Source organism: Paenibacillus alkaliterrae, from assembly GCF_021532375.1.
Taxonomy (GTDB): domain Bacteria; phylum Bacillota; class Bacilli; order Paenibacillales; family Paenibacillaceae; genus Pristimantibacillus; species Pristimantibacillus alkaliterrae.
Map to the genome: position 1 here is coordinate 72,856 of NZ_JAKGAP010000023.1, position 19,893 is coordinate 92,748.

The window sequence follows — 19,893 nt, forward strand, 5'->3', positions numbered from 1 at the left end:
ATTGCTAATTTATATAAGCCTAGCCAAATCAGATAACTCTATATGTGATCTCTAATACAACGCTGCTCATTTCATATAAACGAATCTCTCTCCGGGGGCGAACATATGGAACTTCTTTGCCGGATGATGGCGGTATAAATAATCAACGAAATATGCCGGGTTCTCATCGTTATGCGGAAATAAGCCGTAATGCATCGGGATAAGCAGATCGGCGTTTATTTGTACGGCAATTTCAACAGCTTCGCGGTAATTGGTGTTGCCTACGATGCCCTGTTCATTCCGCGCAAAATCCCGCCCGTTAATAGGCAGCATCGCAATATCGATTTGCCTGCTTTGCAGCCAGATGACGAGCTCAGGGAAGCCGATTGTGTCTCCCGCGTGGTACAAATGAATGTCGCCGAAGTTCGCGGCATAGCCAAGAAACTTATGCTCGCCCGCCTCATCCTGCTCGAACTGCTCATGCTTAGCCGCAAACGCCTCAAGCTTAATGCCGTCATCCAGCTCCAGCGACTGCCCGTGTGAAATACCGATTAGCTGCTCATCGCGAAACCCCCATTCCTTCATTAAGGGGAAATGCGCCCGCGGCACAATAAAGCGAGTTTTGGACGATTGTCCGATGGATTGCAGCGTCTGCTTATCCATATGGTCCTCATGATGATGCGAGCATACGACATAATCGACGTCCAGGCAATCCGAAGGCTGCAGCGGCGATTCGAAAGCTCTCGACCATGGAGCCCCGGCCAGCTCGTATACCCAGTTCGTCAAATAGGGATCGAATAGGAATGTCTTCCTTTTCCATTTCACGAGAAAGCCCTCTTGCCCCAAAGCCCATAGCGCCAAAGCTTGCTCCGGCAAATCAGTCTGTTCGATTTGCTTCACAAGCGCAGCTCCGCTTTTATATACATTCCATTGTTCACCCATCATTGATCCTCCATGTTTATCATTCGTAAATTTTTCGTAAACCATAGCTTATAGCTGAACAGACTTAAAAAAATACATGTAATCGCAGCAGAGCTGGTAAAAGTGAATTAGGGCTCACGTATCGGCCTCCGTCCCTCTATTCCTCCATTATATCTTTTTTGCTTTACCTGACAAAATAAAACAAACGATCTGCCACCACTGGATAGGTCATATTTGCGGGTTAAGATAAACGATAGTACCCTCTGTGATGCCTTTATTGCACTATAATGGATTTCTACACTAACTTTCTACTCCCGAGGCCTAAATGCTTCTCTATATTGGAGTTCTCCACTAACTATCTACTCCCGCGGCCCTAATGCTGCTCTATAATGGATTTCTCCACTAACTTTGCTCCTGCGGCACTTAATTGAGACGCTATCTTGGATTACTCCAGAAAAACAGCCCTGCCACAAAGCAGCATCTGCCTTGTAACAGGGCTTTCCATCCCGAAAAATAATACTGGACTATAATTCCACCATAGCCTTAATGACCTTCGATTCCGGTTTAAGCCAGCTGTCAAAATGGCCGATCATCTCCGTAAACGGAACGCGGTGCGTAATGAAGCTGTCCACATCGATGCTTCCGCTTTGCACGGCCGCCTGAACGGCGGCAAAATCCGCGATTGTCGCGTTGCGGCTTCCCATCAGCGTCATTTCCCGTTTGTGGAACTCGGGGTCATTGAAGGACAAATCGGCTTTGACCAAGCCGACATAAACAAGCCTGCCGCCATGCGCGACGAGACCAAAGGCATCCGTCATGGACCGGGCATTGCCCGTCGCATCGAACACGACCGTCGGAAACTCGCCGTTCGTCAGTTCGGCTAGTCTCTCCTTCGCGCCATTCAGCGCATGGACCGTCTCATCAACCTTCGCCCACTGCCGGCAAAAGACGAGGCGCTCCTCTTGTATATCCATCGCGATAACGCGCGCGCCGCGATGCTTGGCGAACGCCATGACTCCAAGCCCGATCGGTCCCGAGCCGATGACGAGCGCCGTCTCACCCGCGCGAAGCTCGGCGCGGCGTACCGCATGCGCTCCGATGCTCAGCGGCTCCAGCACAGCCGCTTGATCTAAAGTAAGCCCGTTCGTCACAAGCAGATGCGTGACGGGTACAGCCAGCAGCTCCCGCATGCCGCCGTCAATATGAACTCCAAGCACCTTCATGTCCGTGCAGCAATTGGTCTTCCCGTGTCGGCAGGCGATGCAATCGCCGCAATGCATATAAGGAATGATGCTCACCTGATCGCCAATCCGGATAGGGCTAGAAGAATCATTCACCTGCTCCACAATACCGGCGAGCTCATGTCCGAGCACCCGCGGATAGGAGAAAAACGGCTGATTTCCCTTATACGCATGCAAATCGGTGCCGCAGATGCCGATTCTGCGTATTCGGACGACAGCCGTCTCCGGCTGAAGAGCTGGCTCCTCCTGCTCAATCAGCCGAAGCTGATCGGCTTGCTCACAAACGATTGTTTTCACTCTGCAGTTCCTCCTTGTAACGATAACATTAATAACATCCTAACGATGCTTCTCTTCCGAGTACTCTCTAGACGATAATATTCTCATTATACTCCGGCCTTCCGCTCTCCCAGCTCCGATTATGAATCGGCTCCAATATAGCCAGCACTTCGCCCAGCAGCTCTTCGTCAAGCGATTCATCCGTCCATTCGATGTTTTTACGAATATTAGCCGGATTTGCCGTACTGACGAGGGTCGTCGGAATCCGCTCATTCGCTGTCGCGTATTGAACCGCAAGCTTCGTAATGTCCGCGCCCTTCGCGGCGCAATGCTCGGCAGCCTTCTTGCAGATGGCCCGGATCCCGGCACCGGCAGGGTGCCAATCCGCAGCGGGACGCGTGCTCAGCAGTCCCATGGAGAGCGGCGAAGCGCTTACCAGCCCGACCTGCTTCTGCTCCAGCAGCGGTACAATGTCGAGCAAGGACGTATCGTTTAACGAGTAGTGACAGTAGGACAAGACGACATCCAGCTCCCGGTACGCCAGCGACCTCTCAAACACCGCGAGTGGAAGCCCGGAAACGCCGGAGAAGCGGATTTTCCCTTGCTGCTTCAGCTTATCCAGAGCAGGAAATGCGCCCTCAGCCACCTGCTCGAAAGGAACAAATTCAATATCATGCAAAAATAATAAATCGATATAGTCCGTTTTCAGCCGCTGCAAACTTTCGTCCACGCTCCGCAAAATGCGCTGCTCGGAGAAATCGAACTCATCCGCGCCATATCGGCCAGCCTTCGTCGATAAAATAAACTTTTCCCTAGGCATCCCTGCAATCGCCTTGCCCAGCACCGTCTCTGCCTTCGTTAAGCCGTAATACGGCGACACATCGATCAGATTTATCCCCATATCGACCGCCGAGTGCACCGTTCTCACGCTCTCCGCCTCGTCCGTCTCCCGGAATACCGAGCCAAGCGACGACGCGCCAAAGCTGAGCGCCGACACATCCAATCCCGTCTTTCCAAGCTTCCGGTATTTCACCTTGCGACCACTCCTATTTGTTGATTCTCAAAATCCATAGCTCAACGATTGCCCGCATTCTTACAAAATAACGCCGTCCTTGAAAATCGCGATCTCCTTGAAGCCGTTGCGCTCATTGTTCGTCCGCGTCTCGCCGGAGGCGAGGCTGATCAGCTGCTCCCACAGCTCATCCGTCAGCGTCTCCATGCTTTTGTCCTCGAGCAGCTGCCCGGCGTTGAAGTCGATCCAGTTTTTCTTGCGGTCTGCCAGCTCGCTGTTCGTCGCGATCTTGACCGTCGGAACAGGCCCTCCGAACGGCGTTCCCCGGCCCGTAGTGAATAACACGATATGTGCTCCGCCTGCAGACAGCGCCGTTACCGAAACGAGATCATTGCCCGGCGCCTCAAGCAAATTCAGCCCGCTGCTCGTAATCCGCTCCCCGTAAGGAACGACGTCCTGCACGATCGCATGGCCGCCCTTCTGCGTACAGCCGAGCGACTTTTCCTCCAGCGTACTAATGCCGCCCGCCTTATTGCCCGGCGATGGATTCTCATATATCTCCTGATCATGCTTGATAAAATATTGCTTGAAATCATTGATAAGACTCACGATTTTACCGAAAACCTGCTCATCCGCCGCACGATTCATCAGAATCGTCTCCGCTCCGAACATTTCCGGCACCTCGGTCAAAATAGCCGTTCCGCCAGCCGCGATCAACCGGTCGGATACCGCGCCAACCAGCGGATTTGCCGTAATGCCGGACAAGCCGTCCGATCCTCCGCACTTAAGCCCGAGCTTCAGCTTCGACACCGGCACCGGCTCTCGCTTAAACCGCTCCGCATAGCCGACAAGCTCACCGATCAGCTCCAGCGCTTCTTCGATCTCGTCCTCGGCCTCCTGCGACTTCAGAAACTTGATCCGCTCCGGGCTATGCTCGCCGATTGCCCGCTTGAACGCATCGATCTGATTGTTCTCGCAGCCAAGGCCAATGACGAGCACGCCTGCCGCATTCGGATGATTGACGAGCGAAGCCAGCAGCTTCTGCGTATGAACAAGATCATCGCCAAGCTGCGAGCAGCCGAACGGATGCGCGAAATGGTAGACGCCGTCGACGCGGCCCTCATATAAGGCATGTGCTTTTCTCGCTACGATTTCGCATGTTTTGTTAATGCAGCCAACCGTGTTAATGATCCAAATTTCGTTGCGGATGCCGACCTCGCCATTGTCGCGGACGAAGCCTTGAAAGGTGCGGGCTTCATCCCTTGCAGCTCTTGTTTCCCGCCGCTCCTGCTTGCCAGGCTCGTACGAATAATCGAGAAAGCCCTTAAGCCCCGTGCCCATATTATGCGTATGCACCCAACTGCCGGGCGCAAGGTCCTCCTTCGCCACGCCGATCGAATAGCCGAACTTCAGGACATGCTCGCCTGCGCAAACCTTACGCGTTAAAATTTTGTGCCCCTTCGGCACGTCGTCCAGCAGCTCCAGCTCATTCACGCCATCCGCCTCAAGCAACAGCTTTTCCCCTTTGGCAAAAGGCTGCAACGCGATAATGACGTGATCATCCTCATGCAATCTGACCCAGCTATTCATTCGTCCCGCGCTCCATTTCCGCTATGCTTGCGCTGAGCGCGGCCGCTAATACCGGCCGCTCCGCTGCCAAATCTAGACCCCAGACGGCCTCCAGGCCAAGCAGCTTCTTCACCGTTTTTTCAAGCGGCCATTGCCGCTCCTCCGCCTCCGACCAAACGGCAGCCATCATTTCCAGCATTCCTGCGTCGTCGCGAACCAAGTACGATGCGCCGCGAAGCGTCATGCCTTCATATCCGGCTTCTGTACGCTTCACCTTGTAATACCGCAGAAGCCCTGCAAAGCCCTGCGCCAATCCTGCCGGCACTGCCACATAGCTCTCAGCATAATGAAGCAGCGACGGCAGCAGCCGCACCTTGAATTTACTCAAGCTGTTCATCGCTATGTCTGCTAAACGGTGACGAATGAACGGGTTCAAGAATCGCTCGTATACATCGCCTGCATACTCCCGCAGCTCCTGATCGGCGATCGGAAGTGAAGGAATAATCTCCTTCTCCACCGTATCTCTCACCAGTCGCCCTAATGCCGGATGCTCCATCGCTTCCCGTACTTGCTCGATCCCGTGCAGCAGACCGAGCGGCGTCATCAGCGTGTGCGCTCCGTTCAAGATGCGCACCTTCCGCAGCTGAAACGGCTTTAAATCGTTAACCCAATGCACATTCATGCCCGCGCTGCGCAGCGGCAGAACAGCCTCGAGCTCCGGCTCCCCCTCAATCGCCCACAGATGGTATGGCTCCGCCGTACTCAGCATCGGATCGGAATAGCCCCATTCGCCGAACCACGCCTCGGCCTGCTCCGCATCCGGATAGCCCGTAACGATCCGGTCTACGAGCGAATTGAGAAACCGGTTATGTTCCACAACCCACTGCTTAAATGCCTCAGGGAAACCCCAATCCTCGCTGTATTGCAGCACGCAGCTGCGAAGCTCGTCGCCATTGCGCTCGAGCAGCTCGCATGGCAAGCACACGAGCCCGCGCTTCGGATCCCCTTCAAAAAACGTAAACCTGCGATAAAGCAGCTGAGTCAGCTTGCCGGGAAACGACTGAATCGGCTGGCCCTCTGCCAGCGCCTCCGGCCGATACACAAGGCCCGCTTCCGTCGTATTGGATACGACGACCTGCAAATCCGGGTTTTCGGCCAGTGCCAGATAAGCCTCCCAATTCGAATAAGGATCGAACGCCTCTCCGAAAACCGAAATAACCTCCGTCCGCTGCACGCTTTCGCCATTTTCCAAACCTCTTATAACCAGCGTATACAAGCCGTCCTGGCTTGCCAGCGCATCGATCTTCGGCTTGCCGCCCTGCCGTGGCTGCGTCACCGCTATACTGCCCTTATATAGTCCCTGCTTGCGGCATTCATGAAGCATCCAATCGAAGAAGCCGCGCAGGAAGTTGCCCTCGCCAATCTGCAGCACCGTGACGGGCGCCTGCTTCATTTCTTCATAATAGCGAAGCTGCTTTTCATTTAATTGACTGCGATTCAGTGTGGTCATAGTTTATAAAACTCCTTCGCGTTAAGTCCGAATAATCGTTCACGGTCCGTCTCCGTCCATGTTTCAGGCAGTGCGCTCTCCAATATATCAACGACCTCATCATAGCTGGCTGCGAGCAGACATACCGGCCAGTCGCTGCCGAACATAACGCGTCCCGGTCCAAAGACCGAAATCATATGCCGGATATAGGCGACGAAGTCCGAACGCTTCCAGCTGTCATGCTCCGCCTCTGTCACCATTCCAGAGAGCTTGCAATAGATATGGGGATGCGCCGCGATGAGGCTCATTTGGCTTTTCCAAGGTTCCATCACCCCGTCCCGAATGCGCGGCTTCGCAATATGATCGATAACCGCATGCAAGTCAGGCACCCTGTCAAGCAGCTCTATCACCGTCTCAAGCTGATGGGACACGACGAGCAAATCGACGGGCGTGCCCTGATCCGCAAAATAAGTGAGCGCTTCCACGAAGGCCGGCCCCAGCACCGCGTTCGCATCCGGCATCTCTTGAATCATGACGCGAAAGCCGACAAGCTTCGGATGCTTCGCGAACCGCTCATACTGAATCCGGTAATATGGATCGGCCAGATCAAGCCATGCTACAACGCCTTTAATCGACGGTTCATTCTCGCTTAGCTTTAACAAATAATCGGTTTCCGCCTGCGTCGCCGCCGCTTGCACGACGATCGAGCCATCCAGCTTATGTTTATCCAAATGAACCTTCAAATCCCCAGGCAAAAAATCCCGATACAGCACCGGAATATCCGGCGTAATCCAGCCGTAGTCTCCCCGTTCAATGCTCCAATAATGCTGATGCGCATCCAGTCTCATCTCGATCGCCTCTTTCCTGGCAGATAACTTATCCTCTTCATTATAAAAAACAATATCGATGCCTGAAATAATCAATAGCGGCTTATTTGTACTCTTTTTTGATATTTGCTACAATCAGGCTGACTAACTTCGAAAATGAGGTGCAGCTTATGAATCCCTATCGCAAAAGATTCGATGCTCAGACCGTTTTTCCGTTCGAGTGTGTCTACCGTGATACGAAAAGCGCGCAAAACGAGCTGCCCGACCATCTGCATGATTGGTATGAGCTTGTCTATTTATATAGCGGAAAAGGTACTTTTTTCATCGATCAGACGATTTATGCCGCCGCACCCGGCGACGTCTTCATGATTCCAGGCAACACGATTCATCGTTCGTTTCCCGATCCGGACGATCCGAAGACGTCGACGGCTCTTTTCTTCAGCGCCTCTCTCGTTCACAGCCCGCCGCTTGGCGACTCGTTCTCGTATTTGCGCTGCTTTGAACAAGCGAAGCGCCGGAAAGCGTACAAGCTGTCGGCGACCGAAGCCGAGAAGCAGCAGCTCATAGCCTTGATCGAACGCATCCATGCGGAGGAAATTGACAAGCAGCCGGGCTATCGTCAAGCTGTGCTTCTTCATTTGCAGCAAATTTTACTGCTTCTAGGCCGTACAGTCCATCCAACGGAGTCTGCGCAAGCGGTCCCGGCCGCCCTTCCCGGATGGATGACCAGCATACTGACCTATATCGACGAGCATCCAGGCAATCCTCTGGGCCTATCCCAGCTTGCGAAGCTAGCTTCCGTCACGCCCGCCCACTTCTCCCGCGTCTTCAAAAAGCTGACCGGCCTGAACGTCACCGAATACGTTACGACCAAACGGATCATTCGCGCGAAGGAGCTGCTTATCGAAACCGATACCAATATCGCGGACATCGCCGAGCGATGCGGCTTCGAGAGCCTGCCCCATTTTCACCGCATGTTCAAGAAGCTGACCGGCATAACCCCCGCGCATTACAAGAAAAGCGAATAAATTGATAGAATTGCCGGATATCATTTGCGGATACAGACTCTATGAATCTCTCATATGCTATATAGCAAAGACAAACTTGCTAGCAAGGGAGGTTCACAATGGTACGTTCAAACGTCAAAACTTTAAAGTACCGCGTCGGCAAAAACAAATACCTGGTCATTAACATTTACCAATCGTCAGAGGCAAGCACCTTACAGGGTAACGTGCTGGCAAGCAACGCGGCCACCGTGCAAATTTTCAAGAAATCCAACCGCCGCTAACCTTTTCCCCATACGCGCATCAGTCCTGAAGTACGAGTACGCTTGAAGGGGGTGAGATTATGGCACGTAAACATTACAATTTCGGCAAACATTCCAAAAAATCCAACGCTGTCAAATGGAAAAACAGTAAAACCCGCGTAAACGTAAAACAAAAAGCTAATGCATTCGTCTTTTTTGGCGGCAATGCAATTGCTGTCAACGCTTCAGACATCGGAGTCGTACGCACTCGTCCTGGTAATGAGTAATTAGACGTTCAGCGCAAAAAGGGCTATCGGGAAGGCTTTCTGCCTTACGGATAGCCTTTATGTATTTCAAACGGCTGCTGATTGAACTAATCAATCACGCGAGATCGCGGCTGCACCAGCAGCATGAACAGTAAAAACGCCAGCTAATTGGTCTCAGACACGCTCATCTTCTTACGATTACCATGATAAGCTCTCTTTTTAATCTACTTTTTTTCAATCTAGTTCTTCAACTTATAGCTGACAAAAGCCAGCTGACGGCTGTCGGGCGACCAGGAATTGACGTTAATCGTGCCTTGACCCCCAAACAGCTTGGCCAAAGTCCGATATTGGCCGCCATTGCTTGCCATCAGACGAATTTCGACGTCCTTATTCGCGGGATGGTCGTTTGGGGTGACATCTCCCTTGCGATAGGTGAGATATGCGATCGCTTCCCCATCCGGGGACACATGCGGGAACCAATTATTGCTCTCATCGAATGTCATTTGTGTCTGTTCACTGCCGTCGGCGTTCATCCGCCAAACCTGCATCAAGCCCGTTCTCGTCGAGTTGAACCAAATATGCCCGCCGGCCGGCGAGTATTCCGGCCCGTCGTCCAGACCCGGCGAATCGGTCAACTGCGTCTCAACCCCGCCGTCAACCGGAATGGTGTAAATGTTGTACTGTCCGTTCCGTTCCGCGCAATAGGACAATGTACCGCCATCCGGCGACCAGCCGTGAAGATAGCTGGGCGCCAGCGCCGTAATCAAGATCGGTTGTCCTCCTGCGAGCGGAAATACATAGATTCGTGACTGGCCGTCCTCATGCGTGTGGTGGCTGACCGCGATCTGCGTATTGTCCGGAGACAGCACATGGTCATTATTGCATTGGTTTGCGTATCCCGAGCCGATCACTGTGCTTTCCCGAGTGACAAGATCAAAGGAATATAGGAGACCCCCGCTGTTATAAATGAGACGTTTCCCGTCTTTGGTCCAGTTTGGCGCCTCGATCAAACAGTCGAACTCGGCCAGAACGCTGCGTTCGCCGGTATTTACATCCACCGTTTCAAGGAAGCTGATAACGTTCCGATTTTCAATCGTTCGCGGTTCTTGTAGGGTATTCATTTATCTACCGTCCTTTAACTGTTTACTTGTGGCGAGCGCGGATCGAGCTGCATGAATTCGATCGGAAAGCCGTCGGGATCCTTTGTCCAGCACTGGTAATTGAGGTCTTTGCCTAATTCTACGGCATTGCCATCGGGATCATGAATCCAGCAATTATAGTTCAAGTCCTTGCCATGGCCAGGTTTGTCATCCGTCATGAGCCCGTTCGCGTGAAACCGCTTGGCAAGCTCCTCAATGTTATCGGTCTCGAAGCAGAAGTGGTGATACCCGATGAGGTCGGGCGCGTACCGGTTCTCCGGCACTTTGACCCCGTCGTGAAACAATTCCAGAAACTGCCCATCCGACACCTTTAAATAAACAATCCATGGCTTATCGTTATCATCATGAATGTCGAATGCTTTGGTCAGTCCTGCGATGTCGCAGTAGAAGTGCAGGGATTTTTCCATATCTGTAACACGTATGGCATTGTGGGCAATACCTCCGGAACGATTCTGCGTTCGATCTGGTCGACGATGCCGCGGGCGCTGCTGCGCGGATCGGTCGGCGCAGCATCCTTCTCCGTTAACAGCGGCAGAAAATGCTTGACCACGCGCATTGGCCCATAGAGATTAAGCCTATCATTCGCTTTTCCCGGATTACGCACACCGGCGATTACGGCATTACCGCGTTCAAGCGCTTCGGCGGTTATCTCATAGCCTAGCCCTCGATTGGCGCCTGTTATGAGCAGGTTCATGATGTTTCCTCCTTTTATGGGTAGGGATCAACGAATGGTTCAGTCCTGTTTTGGACCGAGTTCCTGAAGCCCCAAGATAACGCCCAGCGCCTGCTCCGAGTCAAAATAGCTATAGCGTCCCGAGCCGTACTCTCCTTTGTGAATAAGCGGAAGCCCCTGCTGCTCCGCGAAATCGATATGCTGCTCAAAGCCATTAACCGTAAACGTGATAAAGTGCACGCCCTGCCCATGCTTCTGCTTAAATTCGCTCCAGGGACTGGGCTCATCAAGCGGTTCCAGCAGTTCTACCGTCACGGGGCCCATCTGCAAATTTGCAAATTTCGTCCGGGTGTCACGGCGCTCACCGCGGTACCAAGTATAATTGTCATCCGTTTGCTGCGACGGCGGATCATCAAGCGTTGGCACCTGAATTTCCGGCATCGGCAGGTTGAACATGGCACAATAACGTTTGGCCGCTTCTTCGATGTTGTCAACGATGAGCCCAATTTTAGTCAGGTTAGCATTATCAATATGATTCATAAGTCCACGTCCTTTGTTAATCGATTTATTTGTTGTCGTTTTCGAGCAGTTCAATCAGAACCTTCAACTCTTTAAAAGTATCGATATAAGCGTACCGGCCACCGGTATATTCGCCTTTCTGCTGCAGCGGGAACCCTTTGCTCTCCAGCAGGGTAATCTTCTCCTTCATGCCTTCAATGACGAACGCAATATGATGCGGCCCTTCGCCATGCTCGTTCAGATAATCACGCCAAGTGCTTGGATGCTGGTCAGGCTCAATCAGCTCCAGCTGCAGCGAACCCATATTGAAGAATGCGAGCTTCGCGCGGGCTTCGCTGGCAGCACCGTTATATTCGGTTTGCGCTTTGTCAACCGTATCGGTGATAATCGCTTCCGGCTTGGCGACGCCGAAGAAATCCGCGTATGCCTGGCTTACTTTGTCGATATCGTTGACGAGTATCCCGATTTGCGTGATGAAGTTATTGTTTAATAGACCTGTCATAGTTGATAACATCCTTTCGGCTTATAGCCTTTATATATTAGTCGTTGTTGCCCCAGCGGCCCGAAACCTTGAACAGAATCAATGTGAAGATAAGCGCGATGAGCAGCAGTACCCAGGCCATGGCCGAGGCATAGCCCATCTTCGCGTATTGGAAGGCATTCTGGTACAGGTACAGGGAATAAAACATGGTCGACCCGTCCGGTCCGCCCTGCGTAATGATGAACGACTCCGCGAATGATTGAAAGGTGCCGATGATGCCGGTGATCACATTAAACAGAATGACCGGACGCAGCATGGGCAGTGTGATGGAGAACATTTTCTGCAGCGAATTTGCTCCGTCGATCGAAGCAGCTTCATACAAAGATTCCGGTATACCCTGCAACCCTGCGAGATAAATAATAATCGAACCGCCGGCACCCCATAGTGCCATGAGAATAAAAGCGGGTTTCGCCCACACCGGACTGGAGAACCATCCGGGGCCATCTATGCCGATCCAGCCGAGTATAGTGTTCACAATACCGGAATCCGGCTGCAGTACCCAAACCCATAGAATCGAAAGAATGACGAACGGAACCAGTGTCGGCAGAAAGAAGACGACACGGAAGAAAGCCATGCCTTTTATTTTCTTGTTGTTAAGGAGAATCGAGATAAACACGGTACAGGCCGTAATGACGGTGAGGCCGACAAAAACCATAAACAGGGTGTTCTTCAGCACTTTATAGAACAGATTATCACCGGTAAAGAGTGTTTTATAGTTCTCCAATCCGACAAATACCGGTGGATTGATGATATCATAGTCAGTTAGCGAATAATAAAACGAGCTGACAAGAGGGTATAGAGTAAAGCATAGAAATCCGACAATCCAAGGAGAAATAAAGAGCAATCCGTTTAGTAAATCTTTTCTGGCCATATTCATCTGCGTACACCCCTAACCTTTGATCCCCGAAAAGGCGATCCCTTGAATGAAATACTTCTGGAGGATAAAGAAGATAATCAATACCGGCAGTGTCATGCTGACGCCTATTGCCATCAGCAGCGGCCAGCGCGGGTCATTTACGGACATGATCTGCTGAATGCCAAGCGATAGCGTATAAAGCTTGTTATCGCTCAAGAACACAAGCGGCCCGATGAAATCTCCCCAGGAGTAAATGAAGGAGAAGATCATGACCGTGGTGATGACCGGCAAAGATAATGGCAGTATGATCTGCCAATAAATCCGAAACTCGCTTGCCCCATCGACCTTTGCGGATTGGGACAGCTCCTTGGGAATGCCTACGAGAAATTGGCGCAACAGAAAGATAAAGAATGGATTTCCAAAAAATACGGGAACAATGAGCGGCAGAAACGTTCCGATCCAGCCCAGCTTCTGGAACATGAGAAAGAGCGGAATCATCGTAACCTGAAACGGCAGCATCATCGTAGCCAGCACTAGGACGAAAACACCGTCCCGGCCCTTCCAGTCCACACGCGAAAAACCATAGGCAATTAACGTGTTGGATATAACGGCACCTATAATGCCGAAGCCTGCAATGGTCAGTGTGTTGCGCAAATAAAGCAGAAATGGAAACTCACCGAAGGCTGTCGCAAAGTTGGACCACTGCGGTTTACTTGGAATCCAAACCGGCGGATTGGCGAACAATTCCGTACTGCTCTTTAGTGAACCGGACAGCAGCCATAGAAATGGCAGGATAAAAGCCAGCGCTGTCAGTCCCAGAATGACATAGACGGCAGCCAGCTCCAATCGTTCCATCAGCTTCTTGGACCGGTGCTTCGCAGGCACAACCGGTGACGTCTTCAGGGTTGAAGTAGAATTAATCAAGTACATTCACCACCTTGTATATTTACGAACGAGGGCTGAGAGAAGCTCTAGCGATCCCTAACGGCGAGTACGGGATCGCACAGCCTTCATGTCAAACTTATTTCTTTTTGTCCAATGCCGCCTTTTGGAATCATGAAGACATTGGTGCCAAACGTCGTAGCTTTCTCGCGTCCGCCTGCCGGGAACGGGATGGCCGCTACGCGGTATTCCTGGTTTGGCGCATAAATTTTAAGGGCATTGGCGAACCAGTTACCATTCACGGTCATAGTAACTTTACCCGTGAAGAATGGGTGATCCGGGGAGAAAGCGCCTCCAAATCCGGACGTAAACGATTTGATATTCTCCGGGTTGTACTTCTGGGCGTACTTGTTCATCCACTTGTACATATTAACCAGGTGATCGTCATTAAGCTTTACGGCGCCTGATTCATCATCAATGAAATTGGCTCCGAAAATCCAGCCCCACAAAAACGCATCATCGCCGGCATCGATCCACGGAATGAAGCCCAAACGCTCAACGTTGTTACCGTTTATCTTCGTAAGCTTCTCGGCTGCGGCATCGAGCTCTTCGATCGTCTTAGGCGGGTTATCCGGATCCAAACCGGCTTCTTTAAACATAGCCACATTGTAATAGAGCAGGTTGACATTGGAATCTTGCGGGTACAGGTACGTTTTGTCTTTATGTTTCATTAGCGGCATGAAAGACGGTAGAACGTCAGACTCATTGAAGTCCATTGCAGCAAGATATTCATCCATCGGTTCGAGCGCTCCTTGTGCCGCTAATGAGTAAGCGCTTGCATACTCGTTACTGATAACAACATCGGGTGGATTCTTGCCGGATATAACAGATACGAGCTTGCCATTGGACAGGCCGCCATCCGGCGGCACATAAGTGGCTTTGATCTTATAACCCGGGTTCTTCGTTTCGAATTCCCCCATCCGCCATAGCTGTATTCGTAAATCTCTTTTTTGAACCCCGGTGTGAACTACATATCCCCACCCCTTTCAATGCAATAATGAACACGTATTTATTATTCTAAAAAAACCTTATATATCAGCATTATCAAATTACATATTCATGAACACGTGTTTATAATTGGATAAAAAAATTTATACCCTTCTACACGATTCCCGGACCACAAGACTGCAATCAAGCGTGATTTGTTTTACATCGGCAGTCGGCTGCTCGATTTTGGCGATTAGGATAGAGGTCAGCCGCTTAAGCATGCCGCTGAAATCGACCCGGATTGTCGTCAGGGCGGGATGGTGTTTATCACTGAGCGGATGATCATCAAATCCGATGATGGACATGTCTGCCGGTACCTGCAGTCCATGTTCCTTCAATGCCCGAATCGCACCGAACGCCACGCTATCGTTGGCAGCTATGATTGCCGTAGGTCGTTCTCCTTGCGTGCGAAGAAAAGAATAGATCGCCTCATACCCGCTTTCTTCATGAAAGCTGCCCGCTAGCACCCAATCTTGATTGACGTGTAAGCCGCACAATTGCATGGCCTTCAAGAAGCCCTCATATTTTGTCGGGCCGGATAGGCGGTTCATATCCCCGTTAATAACACCGATCTTGGAGTGGCCAAGTCCCGCCAAATAAGCTACAGCCTGCTTCATTCCGGAATCGTTGTTAAAATTGGCGACAATCCGGTTAAATTGCTGAATCTCCGGTTGTTCCTGATCCACGACGCCAACGATGAAGCCTTCGGAAATAAGCTCCTCGATGATAGGCTCATGTTTGGCAGCTCCAATGAAAATTCCCCCGTCAATCCGGCGCTGGAAAAAAATCTCCTTTACGTTGTTGATCGTTTCAGTATCGTTTGCGTCGCGAATGATATGTGTCAGCACGTAGTAACCATAAGCGGATGCATCTTCAATGACACTTACGATCAGCATGTTTGTCAGAATATCGCTGGATACATGTCCCGGCGCAATCAGGAACAGCCCGATTGTACGCGCCCGTTTCCCTGCAAGCACCTGCGCAGAAACGTTAGGGAAATAATTATACTGCTGGATGACTTTCATGACTTTCTCACGCGTCTTAGGCGGAACGTTGGCGTAATTGTTGATGACTCTGCTGACCGTACTTCTGGATACGCCGGCCAGACGGGCGATCTCTATACTATTCATATCTGCCTTCTTCACTTGCTGCTCAGCCTCTTTCGTAAACGCGTGTTTATGGTTACATCATACACAATGCATGAAATCGCTGTCAATCCTTTTTACAGCATTGCCAATTGGAGGCCAGGTATTTCTAGAAAACAAAAATCCGGAGAGTTGGTCAAACGCGCTTAAACAAGCGGTCGGTCCGATAGGCTGTCTCCCGTTCCCCGGCGCCGACCATATGGCCGATGATGATCTGCCCGCCCCTCCCAATCGAAATGGCCAGGTAAGACGGACATTGCATACCTTATAATTGCCGCATAAGTTCAGCATATTCATGCCGATCGTGACCATCATCGTGTGTCTTGTAAACCCGTGTGACTGGATGATCGTTGTTACGGCAGTCAGTACGCCCTGAATGACGAGCCCGGCACCAGCGATACGGAGGAAGCGTGTCAGAGTTGCGCAGGAACATCTGCAGCGCCGATTCAACGAAGATCGGCCAGGTCAGCGCAAAAAGAGATAATTTTGGGGTCATCCTGCTCTCTGTCGTCATAGGCTTAACCGGCAGCGGTGACCGAGTAGGAGGCTTTGGCTTTCTCCAGCCCATGCTTCGCTATTTCAAGCGCGGTGCGGCCGTTGAAATCCGGGGTGAACAGCTCCAGAGACAAATAGCCGTCATAGCCTGAAGCGTGCAGAAGCTGTGCAATGCGGGCGGACGGGGCGATGCCGTCGCCCGGGAATACGCGGTCCTCGTCGGCGATCATGGCGCGCGCCGGCTCGGCCGGATAATCGTTAACGTGTACGATCCCGATCCGGTCGCCCCGGAGGAAGCCTATCCCTTCGATTTCGCTTTCGCCGGTGTACATGTGAAACGGATCTAGCAGCAGCCTGGCGTCTTTGACGCCGCTTTGCATAGCGACATAGACCGCTTCGCTCAGCCGGTTCAGCTTGCTGGCCCGGCCCCAGAACTCGAGATACGGCTCGAGGCCGATCCCTCGTGACAGCTTCGCCAGCTTCGCGAACTGTTCGGCCATATCGTCAAGCGATACGCCCGCAACGCTGCCGAACGGCGGAGCGGCAGCGGCAGCGCAGCCGAGCTCGGCGAGCAGCTCCAGCTCTCGCTTGGCATGCTCGAAGCCCTTGCGGCGGGCGGCCTCTTCCGAGTCGGCCCAGCTCCAGAAGGCGATCGCGTTCACCACAGCGATGCCAGAAGCTTCGATATGGCGCCGCAGCTCCGGCAGCTTGCCGCCGCCAGCCAGATAAGCGTCGATGTCGCGCACCCATAGCTCTATGCCGGCATAGCCCGCTTCCGCCGCGACAGCGATTTGTTCCTCGACGCCAAGCTTATAAGGAAACAGCGTCGAGGCGTTGAGGGACAGCTTGAATGGAAATGTCATGATTGAACGCCTTCTCTCTATAATAAATTGCATTTGAATGACAGTTTTAGGGACAGCCTCTTTCATTGGGAAGGAGCTGCTGCCTGGAGCAAGTGGGCATAACGGCCTGGATATCCTAGTCACAATTGGATTTTATGCGCTAGCGTCGCATGAAACCTGACAGGATAGCCGGCAAGAACAAGCTGTCGGCGAGGGGCACCGCCCGCCGTTAAGACGTCACCTCTACCGTACGCTGCTCCCTCGCGCTCTGCAAGCCGAGCTCGATGAGCCGTACGGCCATTCGTGCATCCTCCGGCTTCACCGCAAGCTCCGCCGTCCCGGCGATCGCTCCAGCTACGTTACGGAAATATTCCTGATAATTGCCGGGAACCGTCTGAATCCGGCCGCTGAAGTGCAAGCCGCCTATCGCCGCTTCGAGCGTGCCCCAGCTGTTCTCCGGCTCAGCGCCCCATCCCGATATTCCCGGCGTGAGTCCGGCTTTCAGTGCATTTTCCTGCGGATCCTCGCCGAATTTCACGAACGTACCGTTGGTGCCGTGCAGCGTATAACGCGGTCCCGGCTGCCTTGCCAGCAGCATCGAACGAAGTGCCAGCCGCAAGCCGTTCTCATAGGTCAACGTTACATCGAAGGCGTCGTCGGATAAGGCACCGTTGCGAATCGTACGAATATCCGCCTTGATTGAACGGGGCGTTCCAAACAAAGAGAGCGACTGGTCAAGGAGATGTACGCCTAGATCATAAAATACGCCTGTACCCGGGCCGCCGCCTTCGCGCCAGCGCTCCGGGTCAGCTATCGGACTGAACCGTTCCCAACGGAATTCAGCGTCAGTCAGCCGACCAAGAATGCCCTGCCGGACAACCTGACTCAGCGTGAGAAAGTCGCCATCCCAGCGGCGGTTGTGAAAGACGCTGAGCACAAGCCTTTTCTCGCGGGCCAGCTCAATAAGCTCATCCGCTTCGGCAGTCGTCGTCGTGAACGGCTTCTCGACAACAACGTGTTTGCCGGCCAGCAGCGCGGCCTTAGCGAATGAATAATGGTCCGTACTGGGCGTCGTAACGACAACAAGGTCGATCGACGGATCGGCATAGAGCGCCTCCGTATCCCGGAGGATCCGCACCCAAGGATACCGTTCCTTTGCGGTATCCCCTTTTCGCTGCACGACGGCGGCAAGCTTCAGCTCCGGCACCGAAGCGATGACAGGCGCATGAAAGGTGCGGCCGGCGAAGCCGTAACCGATCAGCCCGACGTTGATTGCTTTTTCCATGAGTTTACAATCCCCTTCCGCACTGCTTCTATATGATTCATAGACCTCATCCCTCAATGCGCCCAGAAATTAAACAAAATTCGGTTCGGCGGGTACTGCGAATCGCCGTCACTGACTGGATTGAGATCTTTGCAGATCATGCGCGGTCGATCCTCCTCTGATTAATCGCTTCGCGCGGCGTCCGTCCAAGATGCTTCACAAATGATCGCGAGAAATGCTCGTGCGTCCAGCCGACCGTCTGCGCCAGCGTCTCCACAGAAAGCGGCTCATCCAGGTACTTCTCGATATAATCGAGCGCCTTCACCAGCTGCGGCGGAATCCGGCTCGTCTGCGAAGCCGGCGGACTGTCCACGACTAGACCGTTGATCTCATGCAGAAGCGCAAGAAGAAGCATGCTCCCCCTCTGCTGCGTCCGGTCCGGCATTGAATACGCTATGTATAGAATCTGCTTCATCATGCCGGCCAGCAGCTCGCTGCACTCGGACACGCACGACGGTCCGCCTTGCTTAAGAATGCCCAGATCGGGCATCCTGGCCGGGCTCCGCTCAAATCCGAAATGCAGGAACAGATGCCTGGCCGGCTGATACGGATCGTATTCGTAGTGATGCCGCTCGCCAGGACGGGTAATGATGAAGCTGGGGTTGCGCAGGACATATGCCTCGTCCTCCACGCGGTAAACGCTCCCCGACCCTTCCGGAAAAAACAGCAGCTCGTAATCGTCGAGAATCCGCGGACCGAGTCCGGTCCCGGGTTTCTTCACGACATCACCAGCAACGTGGATAATCGGCAAATGATCATTGGAATTCACGGGAACCGTCCTCCCTGTCCGTGGCTACGGCCGCATGATGCCGAGCTTCATCAGATTCTCATAGCTGATCCGCAGGCTTTCGAACGGATCGCGCCTGCACTGGTCCTGCTCCACGACGAGCCATTGAACGCCGATCTCCTCCGCCGCGGCGGCGATCTCCCTGAAGTCGAGCACACCCTCGCCGATCTCGGCAAAAAATTGCTCTTCCCCCTTCTCCACATCCTTGATGTGCAGCATCGGCGCACGGCCTTTAAGCTTCCGAAGGTAGGCTGCCGGATCTTCGCCGCCCTTCTTGATCCAATAGGTGTCGAGCTCGGTCTGTACCCATTCCGGATCCGTTTCGCGAAGCAGGATATCAAGTGCATATTCGCCGCCGAATTTCTCGAACTCCCAATCATGATTATGGTACAGGAAGGCAATACCCCGTCCCTTGAACACCTCGCCGACCGCGTTCATTTTCTTCGCCTTCTCCAGAACGTCCTCGAGGGAGGAGAAGCGCAGAGAGATGGCGACGAAACGTCCGCCATCTACTTCGTCAATGTAATCGGCAATCGCATTGGCGTCGAAGTCGAACGTATCGAAACCGGCATGCGTGCCGACAACTTTCAGTCCCAGCCGATCGAGCAGCGCTTTCTGGCGCGCAACCGTAATGCCTTGTGGCGGACGGCCAAGCTCGATCCCTTTGTAGCCGATCGCGGCTACCCTCTCCAGCGCGCCCTCATAATCCTGAGACAGCGCCTCGCGAATCGTATAGGGCTGCACAGCAACCGGAAATTGTTTCATAGATGGATTCACCCGACCCTTTCAATAAAAT

Annotated in this window: 22 protein-coding genes; 3 read left to right on the forward strand and 19 right to left on the reverse strand. The window is 52.8% G+C overall.

Annotated features, from left to right (window positions below; translation table 11 throughout):
- Positions 1–66: 66 nt before the first annotated feature.
- The 6 genes from L1N85_RS11950 to L1N85_RS11975 form a co-directional block, all read right to left on the reverse strand.
- Positions 67–924, reverse strand: coding sequence for an MBL fold metallo-hydrolase (locus L1N85_RS11950; RefSeq protein WP_235238119.1), 858 nt, complete (start codon positions 922–924; stop codon positions 67–69).
- A 500-nt stretch (positions 925–1,424) separates the two neighbouring features.
- Positions 1,425–2,438 carry a zinc-binding alcohol dehydrogenase family protein gene (locus tag L1N85_RS11955; RefSeq protein ID WP_235238122.1) on the reverse strand — a complete coding sequence of 338 codons (1,014 nt, stop codon included), beginning with the start codon at positions 2,436–2,438 and terminating at the stop codon, positions 1,425–1,427.
- A gap of 67 nt (positions 2,439–2,505) precedes the next feature.
- Positions 2,506–3,450, reverse strand: a complete 945-nt coding sequence (locus L1N85_RS11960) for an aldo/keto reductase (RefSeq protein ID WP_235238124.1) — start codon at positions 3,448–3,450, stop codon at positions 2,506–2,508.
- Between the two features lie 60 nt (positions 3,451–3,510).
- A complete protein-coding gene (locus L1N85_RS11965) occupies positions 3,511–5,019 on the reverse strand; it encodes a UxaA family hydrolase (protein WP_235238127.1) in 1,509 nt (502 codons plus the stop codon).
- Entirely contained in the window at positions 5,012–6,508 is a 1,497-nt protein-coding gene (locus L1N85_RS11970) for a tagaturonate reductase (protein ID WP_235238130.1), read from the reverse strand. The genes L1N85_RS11965 and L1N85_RS11970 overlap by 8 nt, the downstream gene beginning before the upstream one ends.
- Positions 6,505–7,335: an amidohydrolase family protein gene (locus tag L1N85_RS11975; RefSeq protein WP_235238133.1), complete on the reverse strand. Its 831-nt coding sequence runs from the start codon at positions 7,333–7,335 to the stop codon at positions 6,505–6,507. The genes L1N85_RS11970 and L1N85_RS11975 overlap by 4 nt, the downstream gene beginning before the upstream one ends.
- A 149-nt stretch (positions 7,336–7,484) precedes the next feature.
- Here L1N85_RS11975 and L1N85_RS11980 point away from each other — a divergent pair, with 149 nt between their 5' ends.
- The 3 genes from L1N85_RS11980 (at position 7,485) to L1N85_RS11990 (ending at position 8,847) form a co-directional block, all read left to right on the forward strand.
- Positions 7,485–8,342 carry an AraC family transcriptional regulator gene (locus L1N85_RS11980; RefSeq protein WP_235238134.1) on the forward strand — a complete coding sequence of 286 codons (858 nt, stop codon included), beginning with the start codon at positions 7,485–7,487 and terminating at the stop codon, positions 8,340–8,342.
- A 98-nt stretch (positions 8,343–8,440) separates the two neighbouring features.
- Positions 8,441–8,602: a hypothetical protein gene (locus L1N85_RS11985; RefSeq protein ID WP_235238135.1), complete on the forward strand. Its 162-nt coding sequence runs from the start codon at positions 8,441–8,443 to the stop codon at positions 8,600–8,602.
- A 59-nt stretch (positions 8,603–8,661) separates the two neighbouring features.
- Positions 8,662–8,847 carry a hypothetical protein gene (locus L1N85_RS11990; RefSeq protein WP_235238136.1) on the forward strand — a complete coding sequence of 62 codons (186 nt, stop codon included), beginning with the start codon at positions 8,662–8,664 and terminating at the stop codon, positions 8,845–8,847.
- A 218-nt stretch (positions 8,848–9,065) separates the two neighbouring features.
- On the opposite strand, the gene L1N85_RS11995 is transcribed toward L1N85_RS11990, so the two are convergent.
- The 13 genes from L1N85_RS11995 to L1N85_RS12055 all read right to left on the reverse strand — a co-directional run bounded on the left by L1N85_RS11995 (position 9,066) and on the right by L1N85_RS12055 (position 19,862).
- Positions 9,066–9,947, reverse strand: coding sequence for a TolB family protein (locus tag L1N85_RS11995; protein WP_235238137.1), 882 nt, complete (start codon positions 9,945–9,947; stop codon positions 9,066–9,068).
- A gap of 14 nt (positions 9,948–9,961) precedes the next feature.
- Positions 9,962–10,393: a VOC family protein gene (locus L1N85_RS12000; protein WP_235238138.1), complete on the reverse strand. Its 432-nt coding sequence runs from the start codon at positions 10,391–10,393 to the stop codon at positions 9,962–9,964.
- Positions 10,351–10,680, reverse strand: coding sequence for a dTDP-4-dehydrorhamnose reductase family protein (locus L1N85_RS12005; RefSeq protein ID WP_235238139.1), 330 nt, complete (start codon positions 10,678–10,680; stop codon positions 10,351–10,353). The genes L1N85_RS12000 and L1N85_RS12005 overlap by 43 nt, the downstream gene beginning before the upstream one ends.
- A gap of 39 nt (positions 10,681–10,719) precedes the next feature.
- Positions 10,720–11,199: a VOC family protein gene (locus L1N85_RS12010; RefSeq protein WP_235238143.1), complete on the reverse strand. Its 480-nt coding sequence runs from the start codon at positions 11,197–11,199 to the stop codon at positions 10,720–10,722.
- A gap of 25 nt (positions 11,200–11,224) precedes the next feature.
- Entirely contained in the window at positions 11,225–11,680 is a 456-nt protein-coding gene (locus tag L1N85_RS12015; protein ID WP_235238148.1) for a VOC family protein, read from the reverse strand.
- 37 nt (positions 11,681–11,717) lie between these two features.
- Positions 11,718–12,596, reverse strand: a complete 879-nt coding sequence (locus L1N85_RS12020) for a carbohydrate ABC transporter permease (RefSeq protein ID WP_235238152.1) — start codon at positions 12,594–12,596, stop codon at positions 11,718–11,720.
- A gap of 12 nt (positions 12,597–12,608) precedes the next feature.
- Positions 12,609–13,499 (reverse strand): carbohydrate ABC transporter permease, encoded by an 891-nt coding sequence (locus L1N85_RS12025; protein WP_235238153.1) that lies wholly within the window; start codon positions 13,497–13,499, stop codon positions 12,609–12,611.
- 86 nt (positions 13,500–13,585) lie between these two features.
- Entirely contained in the window at positions 13,586–14,437 is an 852-nt protein-coding gene (locus L1N85_RS12030; RefSeq protein WP_235238154.1) for an extracellular solute-binding protein, read from the reverse strand.
- A 171-nt stretch (positions 14,438–14,608) separates the two neighbouring features.
- On the reverse strand, positions 14,609–15,649 hold the full coding sequence (locus L1N85_RS12035) for a LacI family DNA-binding transcriptional regulator (protein ID WP_235238156.1): 1,041 nt from the start codon (positions 15,647–15,649) through the stop codon (positions 14,609–14,611).
- A gap of 518 nt (positions 15,650–16,167) precedes the next feature.
- Positions 16,168–17,073, reverse strand: a complete 906-nt coding sequence (locus tag L1N85_RS12040) for a sugar phosphate isomerase/epimerase family protein (protein WP_235238160.1) — start codon at positions 17,071–17,073, stop codon at positions 16,168–16,170.
- A 142-nt stretch (positions 17,074–17,215) separates the two neighbouring features.
- Complete coding sequence (locus L1N85_RS12045; RefSeq protein ID WP_235238162.1) at positions 17,216–18,271, reverse strand: oxidoreductase; 1,056 nt, start codon at positions 18,269–18,271, stop codon at positions 17,216–17,218.
- Positions 18,272–18,407: 136 nt separating this feature from the next.
- Positions 18,408–19,079 carry an AraC family transcriptional regulator gene (locus tag L1N85_RS12050; RefSeq protein WP_235238163.1) on the reverse strand — a complete coding sequence of 224 codons (672 nt, stop codon included), beginning with the start codon at positions 19,077–19,079 and terminating at the stop codon, positions 18,408–18,410.
- Between the two features lie 24 nt (positions 19,080–19,103).
- The gene (locus L1N85_RS12055; RefSeq protein ID WP_235238165.1) at positions 19,104–19,862 is read right to left on the reverse strand and encodes a sugar phosphate isomerase/epimerase family protein; all 759 of its coding nucleotides are present in this window, start codon (positions 19,860–19,862) and stop codon (positions 19,104–19,106) included.
- Between the last annotated feature and the right edge of the window lie 31 nt (positions 19,863–19,893).

Excerpts from the sequence above, each read along its gene's own strand:
- L1N85_RS11950 (WP_235238119.1), bottom strand. The coding sequence starts at position 924 with ATGATGGGTGAACAATGGAATGTATATAAAAGCGGAGCTGCGCTTGTG.
- L1N85_RS11965 (WP_235238127.1), bottom strand. The coding sequence starts at position 5,019 with ATGAATAGCTGGGTCAGATTGCATGAGGATGATCACGTCATTATCGCG.
- L1N85_RS11970 (WP_235238130.1), bottom strand. The coding sequence starts at position 6,508 with ATGACCACACTGAATCGCAGTCAATTAAATGAAAAGCAGCTTCGCTAT.
- L1N85_RS11975 (WP_235238133.1), bottom strand. The coding sequence starts at position 7,335 with ATGAGACTGGATGCGCATCAGCATTATTGGAGCATTGAACGGGGAGAC.
- L1N85_RS11980 (WP_235238134.1), top strand. The coding sequence starts at position 7,485 with ATGAATCCCTATCGCAAAAGATTCGATGCTCAGACCGTTTTTCCGTTC.
- L1N85_RS11985 (WP_235238135.1), top strand. The coding sequence starts at position 8,441 with ATGGTACGTTCAAACGTCAAAACTTTAAAGTACCGCGTCGGCAAAAAC.
- L1N85_RS11990 (WP_235238136.1), top strand. The coding sequence starts at position 8,662 with ATGGCACGTAAACATTACAATTTCGGCAAACATTCCAAAAAATCCAAC.
- L1N85_RS11995 (WP_235238137.1), bottom strand. The coding sequence starts at position 9,947 with ATGAATACCCTACAAGAACCGCGAACGATTGAAAATCGGAACGTTATC.
- L1N85_RS12000 (WP_235238138.1), bottom strand. The coding sequence starts at position 10,393 with ATGGAAAAATCCCTGCACTTCTACTGCGACATCGCAGGACTGACCAAA.
- L1N85_RS12005 (WP_235238139.1), bottom strand. The coding sequence starts at position 10,680 with ATGAACCTGCTCATAACAGGCGCCAATCGAGGGCTAGGCTATGAGATA.
- L1N85_RS12010 (WP_235238143.1), bottom strand. The coding sequence starts at position 11,199 with ATGAATCATATTGATAATGCTAACCTGACTAAAATTGGGCTCATCGTT.
- L1N85_RS12015 (WP_235238148.1), bottom strand. The coding sequence starts at position 11,680 with ATGACAGGTCTATTAAACAATAACTTCATCACGCAAATCGGGATACTC.
- L1N85_RS12020 (WP_235238152.1), bottom strand. The coding sequence starts at position 12,596 with ATGAATATGGCCAGAAAAGATTTACTAAACGGATTGCTCTTTATTTCT.
- L1N85_RS12030 (WP_235238154.1), bottom strand. The coding sequence starts at position 14,437 with ATGGGGGAATTCGAAACGAAGAACCCGGGTTATAAGATCAAAGCCACT.
- L1N85_RS12040 (WP_235238160.1), bottom strand. The coding sequence starts at position 17,073 with ATGAAAGAGGCTGTCCCTAAAACTGTCATTCAAATGCAATTTATTATA.
- L1N85_RS12045 (WP_235238162.1), bottom strand. The coding sequence starts at position 18,271 with ATGGAAAAAGCAATCAACGTCGGGCTGATCGGTTACGGCTTCGCCGGC.
- L1N85_RS12055 (WP_235238165.1), bottom strand. The coding sequence starts at position 19,862 with ATGAAACAATTTCCGGTTGCTGTGCAGCCCTATACGATTCGCGAGGCG.